Origin of the sequence: Aminobacter sp. LjRoot7 (assembly GCF_964252895.1) — a bacterium.
GTDB lineage: Bacteria > Pseudomonadota > Alphaproteobacteria > Rhizobiales > Rhizobiaceae > Aminobacter > Aminobacter aminovorans_B.
On sequence record NZ_CAXUPX020000006.1, the window covers coordinates 90,690 to 117,205 of the forward strand.

The 26,516-nt window shown below is 63.8% G+C and carries 26 protein-coding genes; 13 read left to right on the top strand and 13 right to left on the bottom strand.

The features are described from left to right. Positions 1-7: 7 nt before the first annotated feature. The gene (locus tag ACSQ3E_RS17735) at positions 8-2,074 is read right to left on the bottom strand and encodes a putative bifunctional diguanylate cyclase/phosphodiesterase (RefSeq protein WP_436123715.1); all 2,067 of its coding nucleotides are present in this window, start codon (positions 2,072-2,074) and stop codon (positions 8-10) included. Between the two features lie 236 nt (positions 2,075-2,310). On the opposite strand from ACSQ3E_RS17735, the gene ACSQ3E_RS17740 reads away from it, so the two are divergent. Next, the gene (locus tag ACSQ3E_RS17740) at positions 2,311-2,862 is read left to right on the top strand and encodes a DUF308 domain-containing protein (protein ID WP_436123716.1); all 552 of its coding nucleotides are present in this window, start codon (positions 2,311-2,313) and stop codon (positions 2,860-2,862) included. Here the strand turns inward: ACSQ3E_RS17740 and ACSQ3E_RS17745 are convergent, their stop codons facing one another. The 4 genes from ACSQ3E_RS17745 to ACSQ3E_RS17760 all read right to left on the bottom strand — a co-directional run bounded on the left by ACSQ3E_RS17745 (position 2,863) and on the right by ACSQ3E_RS17760 (position 6,099). Further along, a complete protein-coding gene (locus tag ACSQ3E_RS17745) occupies positions 2,863-3,888 on the bottom strand; it encodes a histone deacetylase family protein (protein WP_436123717.1) in 1,026 nt (341 codons plus the stop codon). It abuts the gene before it with no gap. Then, complete coding sequence (locus ACSQ3E_RS17750; RefSeq protein WP_436123718.1) at positions 3,885-4,403, bottom strand: N-acetyltransferase family protein; 519 nt, start codon at positions 4,401-4,403, stop codon at positions 3,885-3,887. The genes ACSQ3E_RS17745 and ACSQ3E_RS17750 overlap by 4 nt, the downstream gene beginning before the upstream one ends. A gap of 147 nt (positions 4,404-4,550) precedes the next feature. Beyond that, positions 4,551-4,937, bottom strand: coding sequence for a DUF2794 domain-containing protein (locus ACSQ3E_RS17755; RefSeq protein ID WP_310326434.1), 387 nt, complete (start codon positions 4,935-4,937; stop codon positions 4,551-4,553). A gap of 385 nt (positions 4,938-5,322) precedes the next feature. After that, positions 5,323-6,099, bottom strand: a complete 777-nt coding sequence (locus ACSQ3E_RS17760; protein WP_310326433.1) for a DUF1223 domain-containing protein — start codon at positions 6,097-6,099, stop codon at positions 5,323-5,325. 200 nt (positions 6,100-6,299) lie between these two features. On the opposite strand from ACSQ3E_RS17760, the gene ACSQ3E_RS17765 reads away from it, so the two are divergent. Next, positions 6,300-7,019: a ceramidase domain-containing protein gene (locus ACSQ3E_RS17765; RefSeq protein ID WP_436123719.1), complete on the top strand. Its 720-nt coding sequence runs from the start codon at positions 6,300-6,302 to the stop codon at positions 7,017-7,019. On the opposite strand, the gene zapE is transcribed toward ACSQ3E_RS17765, so the two are convergent. Further along, on the bottom strand, positions 7,005-8,192 hold the full coding sequence (gene zapE, locus ACSQ3E_RS17770) for a cell division protein ZapE (protein ID WP_310326429.1): 1,188 nt from the start codon (positions 8,190-8,192) through the stop codon (positions 7,005-7,007). The genes ACSQ3E_RS17765 and zapE overlap by 15 nt on opposite strands. Before the next feature lie 118 nt (positions 8,193-8,310). Further along, positions 8,311-8,856 (bottom strand): protease inhibitor Inh/omp19 family protein, encoded by a 546-nt coding sequence (locus tag ACSQ3E_RS17775; protein ID WP_310326427.1) that lies wholly within the window; start codon positions 8,854-8,856, stop codon positions 8,311-8,313. 220 nt (positions 8,857-9,076) lie between these two features. Here ACSQ3E_RS17775 and dapF point away from each other — a divergent pair, with 220 nt between their 5' ends. The 6 genes from dapF (at position 9,077) to ACSQ3E_RS17805 (ending at position 14,654) form a co-directional block, all read left to right on the top strand. Continuing rightward, the gene (gene dapF / locus ACSQ3E_RS17780; protein ID WP_310326425.1) at positions 9,077-9,961 is read left to right on the top strand and encodes a diaminopimelate epimerase; all 885 of its coding nucleotides are present in this window, start codon (positions 9,077-9,079) and stop codon (positions 9,959-9,961) included. Beyond that, positions 9,961-11,244, top strand: a complete 1,284-nt coding sequence (gene mtaB / locus ACSQ3E_RS17785) for a tRNA (N(6)-L-threonylcarbamoyladenosine(37)-C(2))-methylthiotransferase MtaB (RefSeq protein ID WP_436123720.1) — start codon at positions 9,961-9,963, stop codon at positions 11,242-11,244. The genes dapF and mtaB overlap by 1 nt, the downstream gene beginning before the upstream one ends. Before the next feature lie 13 nt (positions 11,245-11,257). Beyond that, positions 11,258-13,036 (top strand): signal recognition particle-docking protein FtsY, encoded by a 1,779-nt coding sequence (gene ftsY / locus ACSQ3E_RS17790; protein WP_436123721.1) that lies wholly within the window; start codon positions 11,258-11,260, stop codon positions 13,034-13,036. 3 nt (positions 13,037-13,039) lie between these two features. Beyond that, positions 13,040-13,687 carry a septation protein A gene (locus ACSQ3E_RS17795; protein ID WP_310326418.1) on the top strand — a complete coding sequence of 216 codons (648 nt, stop codon included), beginning with the start codon at positions 13,040-13,042 and terminating at the stop codon, positions 13,685-13,687. Positions 13,688-13,696: 9 nt separating this feature from the next. Next, positions 13,697-14,311, top strand: coding sequence for a pyridoxamine 5'-phosphate oxidase family protein (locus tag ACSQ3E_RS17800; RefSeq protein ID WP_436123722.1), 615 nt, complete (start codon positions 13,697-13,699; stop codon positions 14,309-14,311). 175 nt (positions 14,312-14,486) lie between these two features. After that, on the top strand, positions 14,487-14,654 hold the full coding sequence (locus ACSQ3E_RS17805) for a hypothetical protein (RefSeq protein ID WP_395449287.1): 168 nt from the start codon (positions 14,487-14,489) through the stop codon (positions 14,652-14,654). Positions 14,655-14,775: 121 nt separating this feature from the next. Here the strand turns inward: ACSQ3E_RS17805 and ACSQ3E_RS17810 are convergent, their stop codons facing one another. The 5 genes from ACSQ3E_RS17810 to ccmA all read right to left on the bottom strand — a co-directional run bounded on the left by ACSQ3E_RS17810 (position 14,776) and on the right by ccmA (position 18,153). After that, a complete protein-coding gene (locus tag ACSQ3E_RS17810) occupies positions 14,776-15,666 on the bottom strand; it encodes a bile acid:sodium symporter family protein (protein WP_436123723.1) in 891 nt (296 codons plus the stop codon). Positions 15,667-15,790: 124 nt separating this feature from the next. Next, on the bottom strand, positions 15,791-16,366 hold the full coding sequence (locus ACSQ3E_RS17815; RefSeq protein ID WP_436123724.1) for a DsbE family thiol:disulfide interchange protein: 576 nt from the start codon (positions 16,364-16,366) through the stop codon (positions 15,791-15,793). Then, positions 16,363-16,527, bottom strand: a complete 165-nt coding sequence (gene ccmD, locus ACSQ3E_RS17820) for a heme exporter protein CcmD (protein WP_436123725.1) — start codon at positions 16,525-16,527, stop codon at positions 16,363-16,365. Before ccmD ends, ACSQ3E_RS17815 begins: the two co-directional genes overlap by 4 nt. 120 nt (positions 16,528-16,647) lie before the next feature. After that, a complete protein-coding gene (gene ccmB, locus ACSQ3E_RS17825; protein ID WP_436123726.1) occupies positions 16,648-17,313 on the bottom strand; it encodes a heme exporter protein CcmB in 666 nt (221 codons plus the stop codon). Between the two features lie 228 nt (positions 17,314-17,541). Beyond that, positions 17,542-18,153, bottom strand: coding sequence for a heme ABC exporter ATP-binding protein CcmA (ccmA, locus tag ACSQ3E_RS17830; protein ID WP_436123727.1), 612 nt, complete (start codon positions 18,151-18,153; stop codon positions 17,542-17,544). Between the two features lie 284 nt (positions 18,154-18,437). On the opposite strand from ccmA, the gene acnA reads away from it, so the two are divergent. After that, on the top strand, positions 18,438-21,128 hold the full coding sequence (acnA, locus tag ACSQ3E_RS17835; protein ID WP_436123728.1) for an aconitate hydratase AcnA: 2,691 nt from the start codon (positions 18,438-18,440) through the stop codon (positions 21,126-21,128). Positions 21,129-21,507: 379 nt separating this feature from the next. Next, on the top strand, positions 21,508-22,185 hold the full coding sequence (locus ACSQ3E_RS17840; protein WP_436123729.1) for an outer membrane protein: 678 nt from the start codon (positions 21,508-21,510) through the stop codon (positions 22,183-22,185). 469 nt (positions 22,186-22,654) lie between these two features. Here the strand turns inward: ACSQ3E_RS17840 and ACSQ3E_RS17845 are convergent, their stop codons facing one another. Continuing rightward, positions 22,655-23,119 carry an N-acetyltransferase family protein gene (locus ACSQ3E_RS17845; RefSeq protein ID WP_436123730.1) on the bottom strand — a complete coding sequence of 155 codons (465 nt, stop codon included), beginning with the start codon at positions 23,117-23,119 and terminating at the stop codon, positions 22,655-22,657. 214 nt (positions 23,120-23,333) lie between these two features. Here ACSQ3E_RS17845 and mdh point away from each other — a divergent pair, with 214 nt between their 5' ends. Genes mdh through sucD form a run of 3 tightly spaced genes read left to right on the top strand, consistent with a single transcriptional unit; the run spans position 23,334 to position 26,412 of the window. Beyond that, on the top strand, positions 23,334-24,302 hold the full coding sequence (gene mdh, locus ACSQ3E_RS17850; RefSeq protein ID WP_115730173.1) for a malate dehydrogenase: 969 nt from the start codon (positions 23,334-23,336) through the stop codon (positions 24,300-24,302). 12 nt (positions 24,303-24,314) lie between these two features. After that, the gene (gene sucC / locus ACSQ3E_RS17855; RefSeq protein ID WP_182574008.1) at positions 24,315-25,511 is read left to right on the top strand and encodes an ADP-forming succinate--CoA ligase subunit beta; all 1,197 of its coding nucleotides are present in this window, start codon (positions 24,315-24,317) and stop codon (positions 25,509-25,511) included. 4 nt (positions 25,512-25,515) lie between these two features. Then, positions 25,516-26,412, top strand: coding sequence for a succinate--CoA ligase subunit alpha (gene sucD / locus ACSQ3E_RS17860; protein WP_115730175.1), 897 nt, complete (start codon positions 25,516-25,518; stop codon positions 26,410-26,412). Positions 26,413-26,516: the final 104 nt, after the last annotated feature.

Here is a 26,516-nt window from a genome sequence, read left to right on the forward strand (position 1 = left end):
CTGGAACTCAGGCCGCGCTCGACCGCTGGAGCTCCGAGCGCATGTTGCCGGGCGCTTCGTTGCGGCCGACGAGGCTTGCGATCTCCGACAGTGGCAGCGGGCGACCAAACAGGAAGCCCTGCATCTCGGTGCAGCCTTCGGCACGCAGGAACTCGAAGCTCTCCCGCTTCTCCACGCCTTCGGCCAGCACCGGGATGCGCAGGTCGTTGGCGAGCAGGATCGTTGCCCTGACGATCGCCGCTGCCGCGCTGTCATTGCTGACGTCCTCGACGAAGGAGCGGTCGATCTTGACCCTGTCGAAGGGGAAGATCTGCAGCGTCGACAGCGAGGAGTAGCCGATGCCGTAGTCGTCCATGGCAATGGTGACGCCGAGCGCCTTGAGCTGGCGCACCACGTGCAGAGCGCGGTCGCGGTCCTCGATGATGCTGGCTTCGGTGATCTCGAGCTCCAGCCGCGAGGCGGCGAGGCCTGTCGAAAGCAGCGTCTCGTGCACGACCTTGACCAGGTCGGACTGAACCAGCTGTGCGGCGGCGATGTTGACGGCGATCTTGTATGGCTTGCGCCAGCCGGCAACCTCGGCGCAGGCGGTCTTCAGCACCCATTCCCCGATCGGGATGATCAGCCCGTTCTCCTCGGCGATCGGGATGAATTCTTCCGGCGCCACGAGGCCACGTTCGCGATGGTGCCAGCGCAGCAGCGCCTCATAGGCGGTGACCTCGCCGGTCTGCATGTCGAGTTGCGGCTGGTAGTAGAGCTCGAATTCGTCGCGCTCCAGCGCATGCCGCAATTCCATAGCCAGTGCGCTGCGTTCGCGCCGACCTTCGTCCATCGAGCGGTCGTAGTAGCAGACCTTGTCGGTCACGGCGCGCTTGGCGCGGTACATGGCAAGGTCGGCCGCGCCGATCAGTTCGTCGGCATCGCTTGCATGATGTGGAAACAGGCTGATGCCGATGCTGGCGCCGACCGACAGCGTCTTGGATTTGTTCTGCACCGGGTCGAGTACGCCTGAAATCAGCCTGATGACGAAACGGTCGACCTCTTCCTTGCTCGATATGTCCTGCTTGACCGCAATGAACTCGTCGCCGCCAACGCGTGCCACCAGTTCGCCGGGGCCTGTCAGGATCTTCAGCCGGTTGGCCACCGTCTGCAGCAGCATGTCGCCGGCGTTGTGGCCGTGGACGTCGTTGATCTCCTTGAAGCGGTCGAGATCAACGACGATGACAGCGGCTTCCTTGCCGGCGGCAGCACTGCGCTTGAGCATGTCGGGCAGGTTGTCGGACAGGAAGGCGCGGTTGGGCAGGCCGGTCAGTGGATCGTGCTGCGCGGCATGGCGGAAGCTGTCGACGAGCTCGCGCTGCGATTTGGCGTCCATCACATAAAGCGTCAGCCCGGCGATGATCGCCATGGTGGCGAGCACCAGCACCGCCAGCAATTCGCTCGAGAGCACTTTCGTTGGCACCGGAACCGAGGGATCGGGCACGATGGTGGCGGCACCCATGGCGGTGAAGTGCATGGCGCAGATGGCGAGCACCAGGGCAACGACGGACAGCGGCCTGGCGCAGCGGATGCGCTGCCGTGCCGCCAGATGCATGGCGAGCGTACCGAATGCCACGGCAAACAAGATCGAGGCTTCGACGAGATTGGCGTCCCACTCGATGCGGCCGGCAATCTCGAAACCGCGCATACCGGTGAAATGCATGGCAACGACGCCGAGGCCGATCACCGCGCCGCCGGTTTCGACCGGCAGACCATTGGGCGGGCTCGCCGAAAGATGCAGCCCGGCAGCAGTGAAGGCGATGGCGATGAGCAGCGAGGCGATGGTCAACAGCGGATCGAAGGCAGCCTCGAATGGCAGCTGGAAGCCAAGCATCGCAACGAAGTGAGTTGTCCAGATCGCGGCGCCGCATGCGATGCCGGAAAGCATGATCCAAGAGGAGCGGGCGCTGGCTGAGAGACGAGAGGCGCGCTCGAACAGCCGAATGGTCATGGCCGCACCGGCAATACAGACGATCGCGGCGACCACGACGAACGAATAGTCATGCTCGTAAGCAAGACAGGAAATGACCTTGAACATTGCCACGCCCCCATACCCGCCAAGACTGCCTGGTCGGGCCCTGGGCAAGTTTCCTCCCGAAAGATGAAAGAAATTCCTAATGTAAGCAGGCTTTTGTTCACGCAGCGCGCGCATTTGGTCGCCGAGTGCGCGCTGGCCGCGAGCTGTCCGTCGTGGGAAGGTTGCTCACTGCAACGTGGTTGCGCACCGCACGCATTTCTTCGACAAATGGTTGTCTCAGTTTAAGGAGCAGGGGCATGGCCGAGGGCAAGACCAAGCGGTTCGACGCGACGCTGACCGCGTTGCGGGGGGTTCTGATTGCGGCGACGGCATTGGTCGCCTTCTTTTATCCGTCCCAGGCGGTGCAGTTGCTAGTGCTGGTCGGCGGCGGGTTGCTGCTAGTCGACGGCATCTTGGGCCTGGTCACGCTCGACCGCACGCCGCCACGCACGAACGGCCAGACGCTCGGGCTGGTCCGCAACCTGCTGTCGATCGCGGCGGGCGCCATCGTCATCGCCAGCGGCCTGCTGACCAGCATCTTCACCTTGTCGGCGCTGACATGGATCGTCGGCCTTTTGGCCCTGCTCGTCGGCCTGATCGAGATGGCGTCGAGCTTCCTCGACAGCGAGCGGCAGACACGGCTGTGGCCGACGCTGGTCGGCGGCGCGGTCTATGCCGCCTTCGGCCTGGCATTGATGTTCGTGCCGCTGTCGAGTGCGGAAACGCTGCTGCGCATCGCGATGATCCTGATGCTCGCCTATGCGCTGGTGCTGTTCTACCGCGCCTGGAGCATTCGTGCGGCGCGCTGATCAGCGCGCGCCAGCAAAGCCGGCGAGGAATGCCGTCAGATTGTCACCAAGCGCGTCGCAGAGATAGCCGCCTTCCTGGACGATGACAGTCGGCAGGCCGAGCCGGGCTATCGCTTCGGCGATGCGCGCAAAACCCGGCGTCGTCACCGACAGGCCGCCGAACGGATCGCCCTCGAAGGCATCGAGCCCGAGCGCGACAACCAGCGCTTCGGGCGCAAAGGCCTTGATGCGGCTGTTAGCGTGGTCGAGTGCCTCCAGGAACTCGACATCGCCCGACTTGCGCGGCAAGGGCAGGTTGAGATTGTAGCCGAGACCGGCGGCTTCGCCGCGCTCGTCGGCATGGCCCCAGAAGAACGGGTAGAAGCGGCTCGGGTCGGCATGCAGTGACACGGTCAACACATCGGACCTTGGGTAGAAGATGCCTTGCGTGCCGTTGCCGTGGTGCAGGTCGACATCGAGGATGGCCACGCGTGCCGCCGTCGCCCGCAGCCGCTGCGCGGCGATGGCCGAATTGTTGAAGAAGCAGAAGCCGCCGGCAACGTCGGCAAAAGCGTGATGGCCGGGCGGGCGACATAGCGCATAGGCTGCCGGCTCGCCCGACAGCACCGCCTCGGTTGCGGCCACAGCACTCCATGCGCTCCAGCAGGCGCTGTCGAAGGTTTCTGCCGAGATCGGGCAGGCGGTGTCGGCCATGTGGTAGCCGGCCTGTCCAGCGGCACCCGCCGGGTAGCTGCCGTTGCGGGCAAACGGATGGATGTTGGGAATGACCTCGGCTGAGGCGCCTTCCATGCGCTGCCAGCGCTCGAAGATGTGGGTCAGGAACTCGATGTATTCGGGCGTGTGGACGGCCGCGATCGGGCCGAGGCCGTAGTTGGCCGGGCGGTGGATCGTCGAGCCGGCCGCCCGGGCTCCCGCCAGCAGGCGCTCGACGCGTTCGGGCTGTTCGGGATTGGGCTTTTGCATTCCCATCGACAGGAACGACTTGGGATCGTGGCGCTTCTGCTCCTCGGCATAGAAGGTCTTCATTTGGGCTTCCCCGTCGTTTCGCTCAGCGCCTGGAATGTCGGTCCGCTGGCAATGTAGGATCTCTGGTCGTTCGTCGCGGCAAAGCCGAGCCTGGTGTAGAAGGGATGCGCCCGCGCATTGTCGTCGTCGACCGCTAGCCGCATGTAGACGCCGCCTCTGTCCTGGCAAAGCCTGGCGACATGGCGCAACAGCCGTTCGCCGATGCCGAGGCTGCGGAACTGCCCGTCGACGAACAGATCCTGCACGAAGAGGCCAGGCCGGCCATACCAGGTCGAGAAGATGGGAAAGAACAGGCACATGCCGGCGAAAGCCTCGTCCATCTCGGCGATGACCGCCTCGAAGGCCGGGTTTTCGCCAAACCCGAAGCGCCTGATGTCGTCTTCAGTGCAGGCGACGCCGTCAGCCTCGCCGACATGGTCGGCAAGCCCGATGATCGCCCTCATCAGCAACGGCGAATCGTCTGCAGTGGCCGGCCGGATGGTGATGCCTGCTGGCTCGGGCCTTGTGGTGTCCATCTGTGCATTCCGCATTCAGTCGCGGAATTGATAGCATCAGGGCAGGAGCTGGGGAGGAGGATTCAGCCTCTGGCGCAAGCATCGTGGTATCATGGTCCGATGTTGGATCGACATCCGGCGCAATGTCCAACGTTGCGGTAGCTGTGGTTAGGCTTCCACCACCTTCAGGCGCTTGTCGAAGACGCCGAGCACGCGTGCCAGCTCGTGGCCGCGCTTGAGGATCAGGCCGCCGGCGGCAATGACCGAGAATGCGCCCTGCTTGCGGGCGAGCTTCGGATCCTTGACGATCTGGAACAGGGGGGTTTCGCTGGTGCGGCGAAAGACCGAAAAGACGGCCCGGTCGCTGAGATGGTCGATGGCGTAGTCGCGCCACTCATTGGCGGCAACCATGCGTCCGTAGAGCCTGAGAATCTGGTCGAGTTCCCGTCTCTCGAATGCCACAGGGAGGTCTTGGCGCTCCCTACGGGCCTCATGGAGCGGGATCAAAACTGCGGATGTCTCGCCATCCTCCGCCCCAGCACCGCGATCAGTCATCAATCGTTCCCTTGCAGAACATGACCTCGGCTAAAGAATCGCGCATTCGCACCCGAATTGCAACCCGGAACGGCGAAGCAACAGCTGTATGAAGAGTGTAAGGTAGCTTGCCGTAGCGGTAACGTTTGCGAGACAGACTGTCGGAATTGGTGATGACTCGCCACATTCCTGCCGTTTTTTATCCGCGCTGACGCCCCATTGTCCGACGAATTTACCCGTGTTGCCTGAGACGGTTCGGTCCGGCACCGGCTCGTAAACCCCAAGCCCCCCGCCCACGGGCTAGAGTCGGATCGAACCAACCTCGGTTCCTTTTCAGGACGAGGTGCGACGATCCCAAAATCTGAAGCCGACGTCTGGCCAAAAGCCTGCGTCGGCTTTTTTGCTTCTACAGCGCCGTCTTGGATGGCCTGCGCACGACAGCCGCGCCGAGAATAGGCCCGGGCACGCCGTCCTTGCCGACAGCCTGCAACAGCACGGCGCAGCCGCCCTTCTTTTCCACTTCGCTCTTGGGCAGTTCGAACCGCTGCGTCTGGCCGTGCCACATGCCGGCGGTGTGCAGGTCGGTCACGGCATTCCAGTAGGTGACGCTGCGGCCCTTGTTTTCGCCCTTCTGCAGATCGACGACCTGGGGCGGCTGATAATGCACGATCACCACATGGGCCGGGCTGGCCGGGCCCTTGGCGGCGCCGACCTCGATGGTGAAGGTGTCGCCATTGTCGGTCACCTTGAGGTCGACATTCATGCCCTGGCCGGTCTCGGCGAGGTTGGCGAGCGCGCCGTTCACATCCTCGCTCTTGGCGCCATTGACGTGGGTGCGACCATTGATGACCGCCTGCGGCGTGTAGACCGAGCGCGCACCGAAGGCACGCATATAGGCATATTGCCGGTCGGTGTTGTCCTTGCTGCCGAGTACATCTTGCCAGCCGAGGTAATCCCAGTAGGTGACGTGATAGGCGAGCGCGACCATGTCGTCCTGCGCGGCGAACTTGGCAAACAGCTCATCCGCCGGCGGGCAGGAATTGCAGCCCTGGCTGGTGAAGAGTTCTATGACGCCGAGCGGGCGCGCGGGGGCCTTGGCTGTCGAGTCGGCATGCGTTGCGCCGGTAAACCCGGCAAAGGCCAGCGCCACGGCTGCCAGCCGAAAATATCTGCGAAACTCCATGACCGATCCAGTTCCTGAGCCGGCGAAACCAGCCTTTTTGTAGTTGCTGAAATATGTGGCAGAAGCGTCATTCAACGGGAAGTCACGTTGCGGTGAAATTTTCAACAAGTGGAGTTTCCGCTACGTCAGGCTGCCGGGACAAATTACTGTTATGAAAATTGGCTCGTGGCGGTAGAATTGGGCTCTGGCGAGGCAAGGTGATGCTGGAACAGTTCAGCCAACATCTCGATCTCTATTGCGAGCGCACTGGCGTCGGTCTGTGGGCCGAACCCTTCAATGCGGTAAGCAACCTCGCCTTTTTCGCCGCCGGCCTGTGGGGTGTCTACGAGGCGCGGCGGCGCAATGCCGGTACGTTCGCCGAGGTTCTGGGCTGGTGGGTGGTGGCGATCGGCATCGGCTCGACGCTGTTCCACACCTTTGCCACCGAGGCGACCAAATGGGGCGACATCGTTCCGATCGCCAGCTTCACCCTGGTCTACTCGCTGTTCAACCTGCGTCGCTTCGCCGGCATGGCCTGGCCCAGGGCGCTGGTGATCTTCTTCGGCTTCTACATCGCGGTCGGTTTCGTCACCTACATGGTGCCCGACTGGCTGCGCGTCGCCTCCAACGGCACTACCGGCTACCTGCCGCCGTTTTTGGCACTGATCTTCTTCGGCTGCGTGGTCATCGCCAGTGGCAGCCGCGCTGGCTGGTACAACATTGCGGCCGCGACGATATTCCTGGGCGCCGTCACCTTTAGGGTCATGGACCCGCTGGTGTGTGATGCGTTGCCGATCGGCACACATTTCATGTGGCATGTGCTCGACGGGTTGATGCTCGGCGTGCTGCTTGCCGCGACGACGCGCTATGGCAAGCCGCGCACGGAGCAGGCGGGCCATCCTGCACGCAGAATGGCGGATAGTGCCTTACCCGGCCAGTGAAGCCGCCGGTTCGGGGTGCCTTTCGGCCCAGCCGTCGAGCCATTCCGCGCCCTGCATCTCGATAAGTCGCGACGACGTGCGGTCGAACTCGAAGGCTTCATGGCCGCGCTTGCCGACATAAAGCTTGTCGGGCGTGGCAGCGGCACTGATCACCAGCCTGATGTGCTGGTCGTAGAGCGTGTCGACCAAAAGGATGAAACGCTTGGCCTCGTTGCGGTTGGCTTCCGCCAGGACGGGCACATGGTCGACGAAGATGGTCTTATAGTGCGCGGTGATCGCGAGATAGTCGCGCGCCGCGAGTGGCTTTTCGCACAGATCGGCGAAGCCGAAGCGCGCGCAACCGGCGACGGCGGCAGGAACGGCGACCTTGCGGCCCTTGACCGCGACTGTGGCCGGTTCGGCCGCGGCACCATGGGTCACCTTTGCCCAGGCCTTGTCCATCGCCTTGTCGGCAGCCTCGCCGAGTGGGCTGATATAGACCGGCACGCGGTCGAGCTTTTCCAGCCGGTAGTCGGTGTCGGCGTCGAGATTGAGCACCGCGGTGTTCTGCTCGAGCATGCCGATGAAGGGCAGGAACAGCTGCCGGTTGAGGCCGTCGCGATAGAGATCACGCGGCGCGACGTTGGAGGTGGCGACGAGCACCACGCCATGCGTAAACAGTGCTGAAAACAGCCTGGACAGGATCATCGCATCGGCGATGTCGGTGACCGAGAACTCGTCGAAGCACAGCACCCACGCCTCTTCGGCCAGTGCGGCCGCCACAGGCGGGATCGGATCGTCGTCGCGCGAGGTGCCGTTCTTGCGTGCGGCGCGCTGCTTCTGGATGCGGTCGTGCACATCGGCCATGAAGTCGTTGAAATGGACGCGGCGCTTGTGCTTGACCGGCACCAACTCGAAGAAGAAGTCCATCAGCATGGTCTTGCCGCGGCCGACGCCGCCATGGACGTAGAGACCCTTGACGTGCTCGTGCTGCGGCTTGCGCCTGGCAAACAGCCAGCCAAGCGCGCTCGACTTGCGCGCCAGCCTCTTGTCGGAAATCTCGTCGATCAGCCTGTCGAGCGCGGCCACGATCTTGAGCTGCGCCGGGTCGTGGCGGATGTTGCCCAACTCGACCAGATGGTCGTAGCGCTGCCTGACGGTCACATGGGTCTGTAGGCCGTCACGCAGATGCATGGCTCACTCTGGCACGAATACGAACGTCTGATGTGCGTTGCCGCGCGTCCGAACGGACGCGCAAAAACCTATGCATGATCCGGTCCCGAAAATCGAATCCGATCTTCGGCGTCATGCTTTAGCGGTTGAGCGAGATCGGCAGGCCGTTGGAGGTCTGGCCGTCGAAGCGGCCTTCGCCCGACTGATAGAGCCTGGCCAGCGGCGAGCCGGCTTCATCGAACAGGGTCAGCTGCTTGCCGGCGACGTTCCACGACTTGACGCCGTCGATCGGTGCCGGGCAGCGCAGCGGGCCGGCACGGAAGCCCTGGCCGAACTTGGTCTGCGGCGTCGCCACCTTGCAGCTCTGGCCGGAAACCGAAGCGCTCCACACGCCAGCCACGCTGGTTGCGGTGATGTCGGGTGCGTTGGCGGCGGCAGCACCGCCGTCGGCAGGCAGCGCGGCGACCTGGGTCTGTGCCGGTGCGGCCGGGAACTGCGAGGCGCCTGCGGCGGCACCCGGTGCCGAGGGCGGCGGCAGCTGGCCGCTGGTCACAGTGCCGGCGGGTGCTGCGGGCAGCGGGGCCGGCTGGGTGTCCATCGAGGAAAGGCGCGTGCTGTTACAACCGGCAGCCGCCAGAAGCGCCACCAGCGATGCGGCCAGCAGGCCGGTTTTCGAAAAAGCCATTGCATTCCCTCCGTGGGGCAGTTCTGGGGGCGCCCCCGCGCGATCGACAGTTCGCCTCTAAAGCGGCGAAGTTGGCAGAATTTCAACCTGATATGGTTAAAATAGGGTTTGCATATGAAATTGTTGCAAAATTGTCTCAATAGGCCAGCGTGCCGCGAGACTGGTAATTCGGCGATGTTTCCGCCATATAGGCCCCAAACAGCCGCGAGACTTACCGACCATGGCCATTGAGGCCCCTTTCGCCAAGATGAACGGGCTCGGCAACGACATCATCGTTGCCGACATGCGCGGTCGCGCGGACCGTGTTGTGCCTGCCGCGGCGATTGCGCTGGCGGCCGATCCGGCGACCAAGTTCGACCAGATCATGGCGATTCACGACCCGCGCACGCCAGGCACGATCAACTACATCGAGATTATCAATTCCGACGGCACCCATGCCCAGGCCTGCGGCAACGGTACGCGCTGCGTCGTGCAGGCGCTGGCCGCCGAGACCGGGCAGAAGGTGTTCACCTTCGAGACGGTTGCCGGCATCCTCAATGCCGAGGAGCACGAGGACGGCTCGATTTCGGTCGACATGGGTATCCCGCGCTTCGGCTGGCAGGACATCCCGCTGGCCGAAGAATTCCGCGACACGCGCGCCATCGAGCTGCAGATCGGGCCGATCGACGCGCCAGTGCTGCACTCGCCTTCGGTCGCCTCGATGGGCAATCCGCACGCCATCTTCTGGGTCGACGACGACGTCTGGTCCTACGACCTCGACCGTTTCGGGCCGCTGCTCGAAAACCATCCGATCTTCCCCGAGCGCGCCAACATCTCGATCGCCCAGGTGACCTCAAACGAGACGCTCAACCTGCGCACCTGGGAGCGCGGCGCCGGCCTGACGCTGGCCTGTGGTTCGGCAACCTGTGCGGCCGCTGTCTCCGCTGCGCGCACCGGCCGTACCGGCCGTAGCGTGACGGTTACAGTGCCGAGCGGCGGGACGCTTCAGATCGACTGGCGCGCCGACGACCACGTTGTCATGACCGGCCCGGCCGAGTGGGAATTCTCCGGCAGCTTCAATCCGGCCACCGGCGCCTGGCGCCGCGACCAGCAGGATGTCGCCTGATGGCGGTCGACGTCGTTACCTTCGGCTGCCGCCTCAACACCTATGAGTCAGAGGTGATGAAGCGCGAGGCCAAGGCTGCGGGGCTGGAAGAGCTCAAGGGTGGCGCGGTCATCTTCAACACCTGCGCGGTGACCAGCGAAGCCGTGCGCCAGGCCAAGCAGTCGATCCGCAAGGCGCGGCGCGAAAACCCGGATGCGCGCATTATCGTCACTGGCTGTGCAGCCCAGACCGATCCGGCTGCCTTCACTGATATGGCCGAAGTCGACCTCGTGCTCGGCAACGAGGAAAAGCTCAAGGCGCACAATTACCGGGCGCTGCCCGATTTCGGCGTCAACGATTTCGAGAAGGCCCGCGTCAACGACATCTTTTCCGTGCGCGAAACGGCAGGCCATCTGGTCGATGCCATCGAAGGCCGGGCGCGTGCCTTCGTGCAGGTGCAGAACGGCTGCGACCACCGCTGCACCTTCTGCATCATTCCCTATGGCCGCGGCAATTCGCGTTCGGTGCCGATGGGCGCCGTCGTTGAGCAGATAAAGCGGCTTGCCGGCAACGGCTATGCCGAGGTGGTGCTGTCGGGCGTCGACATGACCAGCTACGGCGCCGACCTGCCGGGCGCGCCGCGTCTGGGCAAGCTGATCAAGACGATCCTGCGCCAGGTGCCCGATATCAGGCGGCTGCGCCTGTCCTCCATCGATTCGATCGAGGCCGACGAAGACCTGCTCGAAGCCGTCGCCACCGAGACGCGGCTGATGCCGCATCTGCATCTGTCGCTGCAGTCGGGCGATGACATGATCCTGAAGCGAATGAAGCGTCGCCATCTGCGCGACCAGTCGATCCAGTTCTGCGCCGATGTGCGCAAGCTGCGTCCCGACATCGTCTTCGGCGCCGACATCATCGCCGGCTTCCCGACCGAGACCGACGAAATGTTCGAGAATTCGATCAGGATCGTCGAGGAGTGCGGGCTGACTCATCTCCACGTTTTCCCGTTCAGCCCGCGCGAAGGCACGCCCGCCGCGCGCATGCCGCAGGTCAGGCGCGAGATCGTCAAGCAGCGCGCTGCGCGCCTGCGCGCCGCCGGCGACGTTACTTATGCGCGCCACCTCGAAAGCCTCAAGGGCTCGTGCCAGCAGGTGCTTGTCGAGCGCGAGGGACTTGGCCGCACGGAATGCTTTACGCTCGTTGCGCTCGACCGGGGTGCACCGGGCGAAATCATAGAAGTCGACATCTCCGGACATGACGGCGAGCGGCTTGTAGCGGCACCGGCCGCCGCGCGCGCGGCCTGACGAAAGCGACCGCATGGCATTCGGGTTCATCAAGAAAGTTTTCTCCTTCGGCAAGAAGGAGACCGTCGAGCAGCCGGCCGAGAACGAGGTTCTGCCACCGCTGAATTTCGACGCTCTGGAAGCGTTGAAGCCGACAGAAGAGGCGCCAGCCGCCCTGGAAGCGCTTGTCGTTGCGGAGACGCCGGCCGTCCCGGCCGAGGAACCGAAGCCGGAACCGGCTCCCGAATCGCCACCGGCACCGCCTGTTGTTCCCGAGCCCAAGCCGGCCGAGCAGCCGGCGCCGGTCGAGCCCGCGCCGCAGCCTGCCCCGCAGGAAGAGCCCAAGCCAGCTCCAGAGCCGAAAATTCCCGCGACCGAACCCGAGAAGCCGGTCGAACAGCCTGCGCCAGCACCGAGCCCGGTCGAGCCGGAGCCCGCACCTGCCGAAATTCCAGTGCCGCCAGCCGAACCGTCGGCACCAGAATTGCCCGAGGAAATTCCCGCTCAGCCGGTGCCCTCTGCACCCGAGCCGACGATGCGGGTTCCCGAGCCGGAGCCGGCTGTCGAGGGATCTGTCGTCGAAGCACCTGCGCCTGCGGTTGAGCCTGTGGTCGAGGAGCGTCCCGTTGAGCCAGTCGTCGAGGCACCGGCTCCGGTCGCAGTCGAAGAGTCGCAGCCTGTCCTGGCCCCAGTCGAGGACGAGCGGCCTGTTGCGGCGCTGCGTGAGACCGTTTCCGTGCTTGAGCCTGTCGAGCCTGCACCTGTCGTGCCTGCTCCTGTGGAGCCGGTACAGCCAACCGCTGCGTCCGAGCCAAAACCCTCCGCCGGCAAGGTCACCGTCCAGAAGAAGGTCGAGCAAAAGGCCGAAATCGTCGAAGTAGCGGCGCCGGCGCCGCGCCAGAGCTGGTTCCAGCGCCTGCGCCAGGGGCTGTCGCGCTCGTCGAAGGAGCTGTCGGGCAACATTGCCGGCATCTTCACCAAGCGCAAGCTCGACGAAGACACGCTGCAGGACCTCGAAGACGTGCTGATCCGCGCCGATCTCGGCGTCGAGACGGCCCTTCGCGTCACCGATGCGCTGGCGTCGAGCCGCTACGGCAAGGATGTGTCGGACCACGAGGTCCGCTCGATTATGGCGGTCGAGGTCGAGAAGGTGCTCAAGCCGGTGGCGCTGCCGCTGGAGCTCGACCTGTCGCACAAGCCGCATGTCATCCTGGTCGTTGGCGTCAACGGCACCGGCAAGACCACAACCATCGGCAAGCTCGCCGCCAAGCTCACTGAAGGCGGCCTGTCGGTGATGCTCGCCGCTGGCGACACTTTCCGTGCCGCCGCCATCGAGCAGCTGAAGATCTGGGGCGAGCGGACGAAGTCGCCCGTCATCGCCACCAAGCTCGGCGCGGATGCCGCCGGCCTTGCCTATGATGCCTTCGAACAGGCCAAGGCTGCGGGTTCCGACGTTTTGATCATCGACACTGCCGGGCGCCTGCAGAACAAGACCGAGCTGATGGCCGAGCTCGAAAAAATCGTGCGGGTGCTTGGCAAGCTCGATCCCGAGGCGCCGCACACGGTGCTGCAGACCGTCGACGCCACCACCGGCCAGAACGCGCTCAACCAGGTCGAAATCTTCCGCAATGTCGCAGGTGTGAACGGCCTGGTCATGACCAAACTCGACGGCACGGCGCGCGGCGGTATTTTGGTCGCAATCGCCGCCAAACATAAGCTGCCGGTCTATTTCATCGGCGTCGGCGAACAGGTCGACGATCTCGAACCCTTTTCGGCAAGCGATTTCGCCAAGGCGATCGCAGGAGTCGCCTGATCCATGAATGCACCAATCCTCGAACGCGACCCTTCGGACCCGAAGACCAAGAAGGAAGAGGTCAGCCCGCTGCTCAAGCTGGTGCTGGAACTCGGGCCGCTGGTGGTGTTCTTCTTTGCCAATGCGCGCGGCGAGTGGCTTGCGTCGCACTTTCCGACGCTGGCCGAGCTCGGCGGGCCGATCTTCATCGCCACCGGCCTGTTCATGGCGGCAACGGCGATTGCGCTGGCGGCCTCGTGGCTGCTGACCCGGTCGCTGCCGATCATGCCGATGATCTCCGGCATCGTCGTCTTCGTCTTCGGCGCGCTGACGCTCTATCTGCAGGACGACGTCTTCATCAAGATGAAGCCGACAATCGTCAACACGTTGTTCGGCGCGATCCTTTTGGGCGGCCTCTACTTCGGCAAGTCGTTGCTCGGCTACGTCTTTGCATCGGCCTTCCGCCTCGACGCCGAAGGCTGGCGCAAGCTGACTTTTCGCTGGGGCCTGTTCTTCCTGTTTCTTGCCGTGGTCAACGAGGTTGTTTGGCGGTCTTTTTCGACCGACACCTGGGTGGCTTTCAAGGTCTGGGGCATCATGCCGATAACCTTGCTCTTCACTTTCAGCCAAATGCCGCTCATCATGCGCCATTCACTGGAAGAACATAAATAAGAGGGGATCATGGAGTTCATCACCGACCGCGAGGCGCTGCGCCAACATTACCGCGCGCCCGGCGACGGCGCGGTGCGCAAGGAACTCCGCCACCTCGACCATCACGCCAAGGGCTTCCTGGCGCGCAGCCCGTTCGTGCTGATCGGCTCGTCCGACGACAAGGGCAACGCCGACGTCACCCCCAAGGGCGACAAGCCGGGCTTCGTCGCCATCCTCGACGACGCCACCATCGCCATTCCCGACCGGCCGGGCAATAACCGGCTCGACACGCTGGAAAACGTTCTCGTCAACCCGGCTGTCGGCCTGCTGTTCCTGATCCCGGGCATGAACGAGACGTTGCGCATCAATGGCGATGCGCGCCTGACCGCTGACCCGGTCCTGCGCGAGCGGCTCGCCGCCGAGGGCAAGCCGCCGGTCACCGTCATGGTCGTCGCCATCAAGGCGGTCTACATGCATTGCGCCAAGGCGTTCATGCGCTCCGAGCTTTGGGCGCCCGGCACGTGGCCCGACCGCACCAGCCTGCCGACGCTCGGCCAGATCCTGCGCGACCAGCTGGCGCTTGCCGACAATGCCGAAACGCTCGACCGCTCGCTGGACGAATCCTATCGCAAGAGCATGTGGTAGGGCTCGGTCGAGCATCTCATGCGAAGGCGTTAAGCCTCGTTAACCCGCCATGCGTCGCGTGCAATGCTGCATTGCAGCATCTTATTTTGCGACGCAGCGGTTCCTATGTCATCATCAGATTGATCAGGGAGGTCAGTTTTCGCCGCATCTTGCGGTGTGATGAAAGGAACCTGCCATGTTTTTCGACAACCTTCTGAGCCGTGCCCGCGAAAGCGCTTCCAAGCGCAAGCAGTACAAGCGCCTCGTCGCCGAGATCGACGGCTTCTCCGGCCGTGACCTGGCCGACATGCGCGCCGACCGCAGCGAGATGCTGTATCAGGCCTACAAGCACGTCTACGGCTAAGACCTAACCAACATGATGTCCGGCCGGTTTCTGACCGGCCGTTGCGACAAGGCGCGAAGGGCACCCCATGGGGATGCCGCATGCGCCTTTTCTGTTACCGGCGCCTGCATCGTCAGTCGGCTTAATGCGCCGTGTTTGCCGCCGTCACGCGCCCATGCGACCGCTTCAGCCAGTAGCCGAAGATCGCCGCCGTGATGAAGGCGATCAGCCCGTATATCGCCGCCGGAACCGCCATAGTCGCGTTGTTCAGCAGCAGCGGGCTGAGCGCGATGGCGATTGCCAGCGTGCCATTGTGGATGCCGATCTCCATGCCGATCGCGGTCGCCTGGCGCTTTTCAACGCCGGCGGCACGCGGCACGAAATAACCGACGCCGAGGCTGACAAGGTTGAAGGCAAGGGCGGCGAGGCCGACGATCGGTCCCCAGGCCTTGAGCGTTTCCCACTCCTGGACAAGTGCGACGGCAACCACCGCAAACAGGAACAGCATCGAGAAGATCTTCACCGGCCGCGCCATGCGTTCGGCGAAGGCCGGGAAGCGGCTGCGCAGCCACATGCCGATCAGCACTGGTCCGAGCACGATGACGAACACCTGCATCACCTTGGCGAATTGCAGCGGGATGGCCTGGTCTCCAGACATGAAATGCGCCAGTGACCAGTTGACGATCAATGGCAGCGTCAGGATCGACAGCGCCGAATTGATCGCCGTCAGCGTGATGTTGAGCGCCACGTCGCCGTCGGCCAGGTGGCTGTAGAGATTGGCCGATGTGCCGCCAGGGCTTGCCGCAAGCAACATCATGCCGACCGCCAGCGCCGGCTCGAGGCCGAAGACATAGATCAGCCCGAGACACGCCAGCGGCAGGATGACGGTCTGGCAGATCAGCGCGACAAGCACTGCCTTGGGCTTCTGCAGAACGTTTCGAAAATCCTCAACCGTCAGCGACAGGCCGAGACCGAGCATGATGACGCCGAGCGCCAGCGGCAGAAAAATGATGAGCGCGGAACTGTTTTGCATCTACGCCTCCCCCAAACAGCCGCTTGCCACGCCGTCACGGCGCGTCTCTCCCTAGCGGTTGTATGAAAACGTAGTGCAAATTCCGATGATTCGCACGCTGTGCGCGAAGCGGCCCTGTCAGGGGCTATTGAGCCGCGAGAGCCTTCTCGATCTCGGGCATCAGCGTCGTGGTCACCGCCTCCGGCGACAGCGGGCCGACATGCTTGAAGGCGACCTTGCCGTCCTTGCCGACGAGGAAGGTCTCGGGCACGCCATAGACACCCCAGTCGATTGCCGTGCGGCCGTTCTGGTCGACGCCGATCGCCTTGTAGGGGCTGCCGAGATCACCGAGGAAACGGCGGGCATTCTCAGGCTTGTCCTTGTAGTTCAGACCGGCGATCGAAAAGCGCTGGTCCTTCGACAATTCGAGCAGCACCGGGTGTTCCTCGCGGCAGGGCGCGCACCAAGACGCCCAGACATTGACCAGCGTTACCTTGCCAGCGAAGTCGGCCGAGTTCAGGCCGGGAACCTGCATGCCTTCAAGTGGCGGAAGCTCGGTCTTCGGCGCGGTCTGGCCGATCAGCGCCGAGGGCACTGCGGTGAGGTCGCGGCCGGACAGCAGCTGCGCCAGGAATAGGCCGGCGAGCGCCATGAAAATCAGCAGCGGCAGCAGGACGAAGATCTTGCGCGGCCGCGCCGGCTTCTGGCTTTCGATGCTCATGCCTTGGCCTTGTCTGAACGGCGGCGGTGGCCGGCGGCCTCGAGCTCGGCCATCTCGCGCTTGCGGGCGCGCTGGTCGGCGAGGATCCACAGCACCAGCCCGGCAATGGCGATCGCCGAGACGGCGTAAGCCGTAGTGACGTAGAGGGCGTGTGCGCTCATTTGGCACCCTGGCAAGACGTGGTCATGTCGCTGTTTCCGAGCATGTCATTCACTTAGCGGCGAGGGTGCCGCTGCGCAATCGGACGCCGCGCCGCACCGCTGCGGTTGAAGGAAACGTGATCAGTCGGTGCCCGAGCGCAAGGCAACCGCCGCCGCCAGCGGGCCGATCACGGCCAGGAACATGGTCAGCGCGCACAGAATCAGGAACGGCGGGGTGAACGGGTCGGGATCGTTGACCGCGCCATAGCTTGCTGTGACGCCGAAGATCAGCACCGGGATGACCAGCGGCAGCACCAGCACCGAGATCAACAGCCCGCCACGCGGCAGGGCGACGGTGACGGCAGCGCCGGTTGCCCCGATGAAGACGATGGCCGGGGTGCCGACGAGCAAGGTGAGTGCTGCTGCGGCGATGCCGACGGGATCCATGTTCATGAACAAGCCGAGCAGTGGGGCAGCAATGACCAGCGGCAATACGCTTGCCGTCCAGTGCGCCAGGCATTTGACCAGCACCGTAAGCGCCAGCATGTGGCGGTCGGCGTTGAGCACAAGAAGATCGAGCGAGCCATCCTCGCGGTCGGCCTGGAACAGCCGGTCGAGGCCGAGCAGGCTTGCGAGCAGAGCGCCGATCCAGAGAATCGCCGGACCGATGCGGGCGAGCAGGTTGAGGTCTGGTCCAACGCCGAAGGGAATGGTGACGATGACGGCGAGGAAGAACAGCACGCCCGTCAACGCCCCGCCGCCGGCGCGGACGCCCATGCGCAGGTCGCGGAGATAGAGGGCTAGCATGGGTGCCGCCTTCTCGTTCGCGTGCAAGGACTTAGAAGTTGGCGCCTCTGCGCACCCCCCTCTGTCCTGCCGGACATCTCCCCCGCAAGGGGGGAGATCAGCCTTCGCGTCGACTTTCGCCAATTGCCAACGTCGCAGAAGTGACGATGAGGCTGGAGCTGCCAATCTCCCTCCTTGCGGGGGAGATGTCCGGCAGGACAGAGGGGGGTGTGAGGAAGCGCTGTGCTCTCAGACATGCACCCGCCCCATCTCCAGCGTCTTCACTCCCTCAAGTCCGAGCGGTAGGTGCGTCGCGGCGACGACGATCCCACCGGCCGCACAATGGTCCTGCATCAACCCGGCAAAGCGCTCGTCCGACGCCTTGTCGAGGCCCGCTGTCGGCTCGTCGAGCAACCAGACCGGGCGGTGGCTGATGAACAGCTTGGCGATTGCGGCGCGGCGTTTCTGGCCGGTGGAGAGATAGCCGAAGGGCAGGTGGCCGAGGCCGCCGAGACCGACGTCATCAAGGGCGTCGGCGATGCCCAGCTTTCCGCCGCCGCAAAAGGCACGCCAGAACTCCAGGTTCTCCTGCACGGTCAGTGCCGCCTTCATCGCGTTCTGGTGGCCGAGATAATGGCAGGCCGCGGCAACCGTGGGAAACTCTTCGCCGCCGCCCTCGAAAGCGATTCGGCCGTGCAGGTGCGGCAGGAGGCCGGCGATGACGCGCAGCAGGGTCGACTTGCCCGAGCCGTTGGGGCCGGTGACGACGAGCGCCTGGCCGTCCGCCAGCGCGAAGTCGACGCCGTCGAAAACCGTCTCGCCGCCGCGTTCACCGCTGAGATTTTCGGCAATAAGCCGCATTCTTCCCCCGTCGCCGAGTCCATTTCGCTGTCGCTTTGCGTCGCAGCAAAATAGGCGAATCTCCGTCTAGAACTATTCCAATAAATTCTCTATATGCCACTCGACCATGCCAGCGGTCGGCATGGAAACAGAATTTGCGCCGAACCAGCGCACGCGCCGCCTTGAACGGCTCGGGTTGCTTGGGACCGGACAGCGGAAATGGCCGTACCCGCACCTTTGCGCGTGATTGCATGCCCATCGGAGTCCGTTCCCTTTCAGGCTGAACAGACAAGGATGGATCGCACGTGTCCAAATCACTCGACAGTTTCAATTGCCGCCGCACGCTCACCGCTGCTGGCACGGACTATGTCTATTACAGCCTCATCGAGGCCGAGAAGAACGGCCTGACCGGCATCTCGCAGCTGCCCTATTCGATGAAGGTGCTGCTGGAAAACCTGCTGCGCAATGAAGACGGCCGCACCGTCACCAAGGATGCCATCCAGGCTGTTGCCGGCTGGCTGACCGACAAGGGCACCGCGGGCGTCGAGATCGCCTATCGCCCGGCCCGTGTGCTGATGCAGGACTTCACCGGCGTTCCCGCCGTCGTCGACCTCGCCGCCATGCGTGACGGCATCAAGACCCTCGGCGGCGACCCCGAGAAGATCAACCCGCTGGTTCCCGTCGACCTGGTCATCGACCACTCGGTCATCGTCGACGAATTCGGCACCCCGCTGGCCTTCGCCCGCAACGTCGAGCTCGAATATGAGCGCAACGAAGAGCGCTACAAGTTCCTGAAGTGGGGCCAGCAGGCGTTCCGCAACTTCCGCGTCGTGCCGCCCGGCACCGGCATCTGCCACCAGGTCAACCTCGAATACCTGGCCCAGACCGTCTGGACGAACACCGAGGACGGCGTGACGACCGCCTATCCCGACACCTGCGTCGGCACCGACTCGCACACCACCATGGTCAACGGCCTGGGCGTGCTGGGCTGGGGCGTCGGCGGCATCGAGGCTGAAGCTGCGATGCTCGGCCAGCCGGTCTCGATGCTTCTGCCCGAGGTCATCGGCTTCCGCCTGACTGGCAAGCTTAGGGAAGGCGTTACCGCAACCGACCTGGTGCTGACCGTCACCCAGATGCTGCGCAAGAAGGGCGTCGTCGGCAAGTTCGTCGAGTTCTTCGGCCCCGGCCTGTCCAACATGACGCTGGCCGACCGCGCCACCATCGGCAACATGGCGCCGGAATATGGCGCGACCTGCGGCTTCTTCCCGGTCGATTCCGAGACGATCCGCTACCTTAACATGTCGGGCCGCGCCGAAAACCGCATCGCGCTCGTCGAGGAGTTCTCCAAGGCACAGGGCATGTGGCGCGACGCCTCGTCGGCCGATCCTGTCTTCACCGACCTGCTCGAGCTCGACATGGCAACCGTCGTTCCCTCGATGGCCGGCCCGAAGCGTCCGGAAGGCCGCATCCCGCTCGAAGGCATCGCCTCGGGCTTCGCGACCGCTCTCGAAGCCGAGTACAAGAAGACCGTCGACCAGTCGAAGCGCTATGCCGTCGAAGGCGAGACCTTCGACCTCGGCCATGGCGACGTCGTGATCGCCGCGATCACGTCGTGCACCAACACCTCGAACCCGAGCGTGCTGATCGGCGCCGGCCTTCTGGCCCGCAACGCCAACCGCATCGGCCTCAAGCAGAAGCCGTGGGTCAAGACCTCGCTGGCGCCCGGTTCGCAGGTGGTTGCCGAGTATCTCGAGAAGTCGGGCCTGCAGAAGGAGCTCGACCAGATCGGCTTCAACCTCGTCGGCTTCGGCTGCACGACCTGCATCGGCAACTCTGGCCCGCTGCCGGCGCCGATCTCCAAGACCATCAACGACAAGGGCCTGATCGGTGCGGCCGTGCTTTCGGGCAACCGCAACTTCGAAGGCCGCGTGTCGCCCGACGTGCAGGCCAACTACCTGGCTTCGCCGCCGCTGGTGGTTGCCTATGCGCTCGCCGGCTCGGTCACCAAGGACCTGACCACCGAGCCGCTGGGTGAAGACCGCGACGGCAACCCGGTGTTCCTCAAGGACATCTGGCCGACAAACGTCGAGATCGACCAGTTCATCGCCGAAAACGTCACCCGCGAGCTGTTTGCCCGCAAATATGCCGACGTGTTCAAGGGCGACGAGAACTGGCAGAACGTGCAGGCGCCTGAGGGCCAGACCTACACCTGGGACGACAACTCGACCTATGTGCAGAACCCGCCCTACTTCGTCGGCATGGGCTCCAAGCCGGGCCAGATCGGCAAGATCGAGGGTGCACGCGTGCTCGGCCTGTTCGGCGACAAGATCACCACCGACCACATCTCCCCGGCCGGTTCGATCAAGGCGGCTTCGCCTGCCGGCAAGTACCTGACCGACAATGGCGTCGGCGTTGCCGATTTCAACCAATACGGTACGCGTCGTGGCAACCACGAGGTGATGATGCGCGGCACGTTTGCCAACATCCGCATCCGCAACCACATGCTGGGCGAAAACGGTCGCGAAGGTGGCTACACCTTCCACTATCCGTCCAAGGAAGAGCTGCCGATCTACGATGCCGCCATGCAGTATCGCAGCGAAGGCACGCCGCTGGTGATTTTCGCCGGCGTCGAATACGGCAACGGCTCGTCGCGCGACTGGGCTGCCAAGGGCACGAACCTGCTCGGCGTGCGCGCCGTCATCGCCCAGTCCTTCGAGCGCATCCACCGCTCGAACCTGGTCGGCATGGGCGTGATCCCCTTCACCTTCGAAGAGGGCACGTCGTGGAAGACGCTCGGCCTCAAGGGTGACGAGCAGGTGACGATCGACGGCCTCGAGACGATCAAGCCGCGCCAGAAGATGGTCGCCTTGATCACCTTCGCCGACGGTTCGACCAAGGATGTTCCGATCCTCTGCCGCATCGATACGCTTGATGAGCTCGACTACTACAAGAACGGCGGCATCCTGCAGTACGTCCTGCGCGATCTGGCTGCGTAAGCAGTTCACCGGACTCACGTGAAACAAACCGCCGGGGTGCAAGCTCCGGCGGTTTTGTTTTGGGCGGCGACCTGCCTTCTCCCCTCGTGTGAGAGGACAGGTACGCGCGCGTCATCCCGGGCGAGCGACACGAGACTGATCTCCCCTTTGTGGGGGAGATGCCTGGCAGGGCAGAGGGGGGAATGAGACGCTGGGGGACAGCGCTAACAAGCGGCCACCGTGACGCGAGATCGACGCGCTCAATCCTGACGTTAACTGCCTCGACCCCCGACGAAATACGCCATCTGCCGTATTGCCCGGACTGCTGATGCGAGGCACCTGCTTGGCCTTGAAGGATCGCCCTTGCCGGGGTCCGCGATTTGCAGAAGGAGCAGGTTTGATGAGGTTGATGACCCTTGGGGCAGCGTGGCTGCTTGCCATATCAGGCGGTGCGGCGTTGGCTGCGGATGCGACGTCGGTCCAGCCGGCTGGCGGCTTCAACTGGACGGGCGGTTATGTTGGCGTGCAGGCCGGTCATCTCTGGGGCACCGGGCGGACGACGGCTGAAACCGGCTGGAATTCCGAGCCGGATGTCGATGGTTGGCTTGGCGGCGTTTATGTCGGCTACAACCATCAGCTGGCGAACCAGGTCGTGATCGGTGTCGAAGCCGACCTCACGGTCAGCAATGCCGAGGGTTTCGGCCAGGCGTATGACCCTTGGGGCGTCCCGCTTCCGCCACCCGTGATCGGCGACGTGTATGAGCTCAACTGGTCCGGTGCGGCGCGCGTGAAGGCCGGTTATGCGATGGACCGGCTGTTGCCTTACGTCGCCGGCGGCATCGCCTTCGCCGATGTCAACGTCCATGCAATCGACGATGGTCTTCCGATCAGCCCGATCATGAGCGACACGATGGTCGGATGGACGCTCGGCGCGGGTATCGAATACGCCTTCACCGACAATCTGATCGGCCGCGTCGAGTACCGCTATACGGATTTCGGCGATTTCGATTTGACGCCGATCGCGACGGCGGAGCTCAAGACGCACGACGTTCGGTTTGGCGTCGCCTACAAGTTCTGAGCTTTTCGGATTGCCTGATCAAACCCCGGCTTCGTGCCGGGGTTTTTGCTTGATCGGGGGTGCCGAGTGCCTGGCAGGTGTCGCGAAAGAAAATGCCGGGGCGTGGAGAAATTGTTCACGCAGTGAGTAGGCGTCCCGCGCGTTGAGCGGTTGTATTTGCCACTTTTGAGCCTCGCGATCCTTCGCACCCCCCTCTGGCCTGCTTGGCGTTCGATGCTCGAAAAGCCAAGCAATTGGCTTTTCGTCCGCTGCGCGGACCGCTTCTCACCCCCCACAAGGAGGGAGATTAGTCGCTCCGCCGGCGGCCTTCATCCTGCGATGTCGTAAGGATCATGCTTGCGACATTGGCAATTGGCGCTGCGGCGATGACGGCCTGATCCCCCCCCTGTGGGGGAGATGCCCGGCAGGGCAGAAGGGGGTGGGAGGGAATGAGACGCTGGGGGAAAGCGCTAACGAGCGGCCGCCCGGCTTAGGTGGAACCACCCTCGCCGAGTTCATAGAGATACATGACAAACGTCTCCGCCGGACCTGCCGGCTCCTTGCGCCTGTCATAAAGCGCGCGGGCGGGGAGGTTGTCGGGCTCGGTGCCGAGCCATGCTTCTTCGCAGCCTGCTTCGCGGCCGGCGGCGAAGACGGCGTCCATCAGCAGGTTGGCGATGCCGCGGCGTTGCCAGGCGGGCGAGACGCCGACCTCGTCGACATAGAGCTCCGACGGCTTGTCGACGTGGCGGTGGATCATGCCGGCCGCTTGCGCCACAACCTGGCCATCATCGAGGGCGACGAAGAGCAGGTGGCCAGGGGAGCCGAGGCAGGCCTTCAGGCGGGCGGGGTCTACGGCTTCGTCGAAGACCTCGGGGGCGACGGTGTCGAGCAGGCGTTCGTCGCCGGGACCGAGTCTGCGGATCTCGATGGGAGGCATCGTTCTCTTCACCATTTCTTCGTAAAGTCGTCACAAAACTTTGACGTTTACGTAAATCCCGTTGTTTCTAACCGATTGAAAAAGTTGAGGTCAAAATAATCGGTTGAATTTTTTTGGCCACGGAGCTATTGCGAGCCGCTATTTCTGGCTGCATTTCCGCGGCCTCTCTGGCCCAAACCTACTCCACCCCGCCGCCACGGCGTCGTTACAGGCAAAGGGAAATTCCTTCATGGCACGCAACAAGATAGCCCTCATCGGCTCCGGCATGATTGGCGGCACGCTCGCCCATATGGTTGGCCTCAAGGACCTCGGCGACGTGGTCATGTTCGATATTGCCGAAGGCATCCCGCAGGGTAAAGGCCTCGATATCGCGCAGTCCTCGACCGTCGACGGCTTCGACTCGCGCTACACGGGCGTCAACGACTATGCCGGCATCGAAGGTGCCGACGTCTGCATCGTCACCGCTGGCGTGCCGCGCAAGCCCGGCATGAGCCGCGACGACCTGCTCGGCATCAACCTGAAGGTCATGGAACAGGTCGGCGCCGGCATCAAGAAGTATGCCCCGAAGGCCTTCGTCATCTGCATCACCAACCCGCTCGACGCCATGGTGTGGGCGCTGCAGAAGTTCTCGGGCCTGCCCAAGAGCCACGTCGTCGGCATGGCTGGCGTGCTCGACTCGGCGCGCTTCCGCTACTTCCTGTCGGAAGAGTTCAAGGTTTCGGTCGAGGACGTCTCGGCGATGACGCTGGGCGGCCACGGCGACGACATGGTGCCGATGGTGCGCTATTCGACCGTTGCCGGCATTCCGCTGCCCGACCTGGTCAAGATGGGCTGGACCAGCCAGGACAAGCTCGACGCCATCGTCGAGCGCACCCGCAAGGGCGGCGGCGAGATCGTCGGCCTGCTCAAGACCGGCTCGGCCTATTACGCGCCGGCCTCGTCGGCGATCCAGATGGCCGAGGCCTATCTCAAGGACAAGAAGCGCGTGCTGCCCTGCGCCACGCACCTGTCGGGCCAGTATGGTGTCAAGGACATGTATGTCGGCGTGCCGGTGGTGATCGGCGCCGGTGGCGTCGAGCGCATCATCGAGCTCGACTTCAACAAGGCCGAGCAGAAGATGTTCGAGAAGTCGGTCGAAGCGGTGAAGGGCCTGTGTGAGGCCTGCGTCGCGATCGCGCCGAACCTCGCCAAGAAGTAAGGGACAACGGGCATGAACATCCACGAATATCAGGGCAAGCAATTGCTCAAGGGTTTCGGTGCTCCCGTCGCTGACGGCGTGCCGGTGTTCAAGATCGAGGAAGCGGAAGCAGCCGCCAAGGCGCTGCCGGGCCCGCTCTACGTCGTGAAGAGCCAGATCCACGCCGGCGGCCGCGGCAAGGGCAAGTTCAAGGAACTGCCCGCCGACGCCAAGGGCGGCGTGCGCCTCGCCAAGTCGGTCGACGAGGTCGTTGCGTTTGCCAAGGAAATGCTCGGCAACACGCTGGTGACCAAGCAGACCGGCCCGGCCGGCAAGCAGGTCAACCGCCTCTACATCGAGGACGGCGCCGACATCGATCGCGAGCTGTATCTCTCGATCCTGGTCGACCGTTCGGTCGGCCGCATCGCCTTCGTCGTTTCGACCGAAGGCGGCATGGACATCGAGGCTGTCGCCCACGACACGCCGGAGAAGATCATCACCGTTGCCATCGACCCGGAAAAGGGCGTCACCGCTGACGACCTCAAGGCGCTGAACTCGGCGCTGAAGCTTTCGGGCGAGGCAGCAAAGGACGGCGAGAGCCTGTTCCCGATCCTCTACAAGGCGTTTGTCGAGAAGGACATGAGCCTGCTCGAGGTCAACCCGCTGATCGTCATGAAGAACGGCCGCCTGCGCGTGCTCGACGCCAAGGTGTCGTTCGACAACAACGCGCTGTTCCGCCACGCCGACGTACTGGAGCTGCGCGACACCACCGAGGAAGACGCCAAGGAGATCGAAGCGTCGAAATACGACCTCGCTTATGTCGCGCTCGACGGCAACATCGGCTGCATGGTCAATGGTGCTGGCCTGGCGATGGCCACGATGGACATCATCAAGCTCTACGGTGCCGAGCCCGCCAACTTCCTCGACGTCGGTGGCGGCGCTTCCAAGGAGAAGGTGACGGCGGCGTTCAAGATCATCACCGCCGACCCGGCTGTCGAAGGCATCCTGGTCAACATCTTCGGCGGCATCATGAAGTGCGACGTCATCGCCGAGGGCGTCATCGCCGCGGTCAAGGAAGTTGGCCTCAAGGTTCCGCTGGTGGTGCGTCTCGAAGGCACCAATGTCGAGCTGGGCAAGAAGATCATCAACGAGAGCGGGCTGAACGTCATCTCGGCCGACGATCTCGACGACGCGGCGAAGAAGATCGTCGCTGCGGTGAAGGGAAACTGAGCCAATGTCCATTCTCATCGACAAGAACACCAAGATCCTGGTGCAGGGCCTGACCGGCAACACCGGTTCGTTCCACACCGAGCAGGCGCTGGCCTACCACGGCACCAAGATGGTCGGCGGCATCCACCCCAAGAAGGGCGGCGAGAAGTGGGACGGCTCCGTGCCGCTGCCGATCTTCTCGACGGTTGCCGAAGGCAAGGAAAAGACCGGCGCCAATGCGTCCGTGGTCTATGTGCCGCCGGCAGGTGCTGCTGCTGCGATCATCGAGGCGATCGACGCCGAGATCCCGCTGATCGTCTGCATCACCGAGGGCATCCCGGTCACCGACATGATCAAGGTCAAGGCACGCCTCGACCGCTCCAAGTCGCGCCTGATCGGCCCGAACTGCCCTGGCATCGTGACGCCGGACGAATGCAAGATCGGCATCATGCCGGGCAACATCTTCCGCAAGGGTTCGGTCGGCGTTGTTTCGCGCTCGGGAACGCTTACCTATGAGGCGGTGTTCCAGACCACCAATGCCGGTCTCGGCCAGTCGACGGCAGTCGGCATCGGCGGCGACCCGGTCAAGGGCACGGAATTCATCGACATGCTTGAGATGTTCCTGGCCGACGACGAGACCAAGTCGATCATCATGATCGGCGAAATCGGCGGCTCGGCCGAAGAGGACGCAGCGCAGTTCCTCATCGACGAAGCCAAGCGCGGCCGCAAGAAGCCGATGGCCGGCTTCATCGCCGGACGCACCGCACCGGAAGGCCGTACCATGGGCCATGCGGGTGCTGTGATCTCCGGCGGCAAGGGCGGCGCGGAAGACAAGATCGCGGCAATGGAGGCAGCGGGCATCCGCGTGTCGCCGTCGCCGGCACGTCTCGGCACCACGCTGGTCGAGGCGATCAAGGGCTAAGGCCAAGTGAATAGGGGAGTAGGGCAGTAAGGCAGTAGGGAATTCCAGATCATTGCCCTACTGCCTTACTGCCCTACTCCCTTCAAAACAGGAGAGGAGCCAGA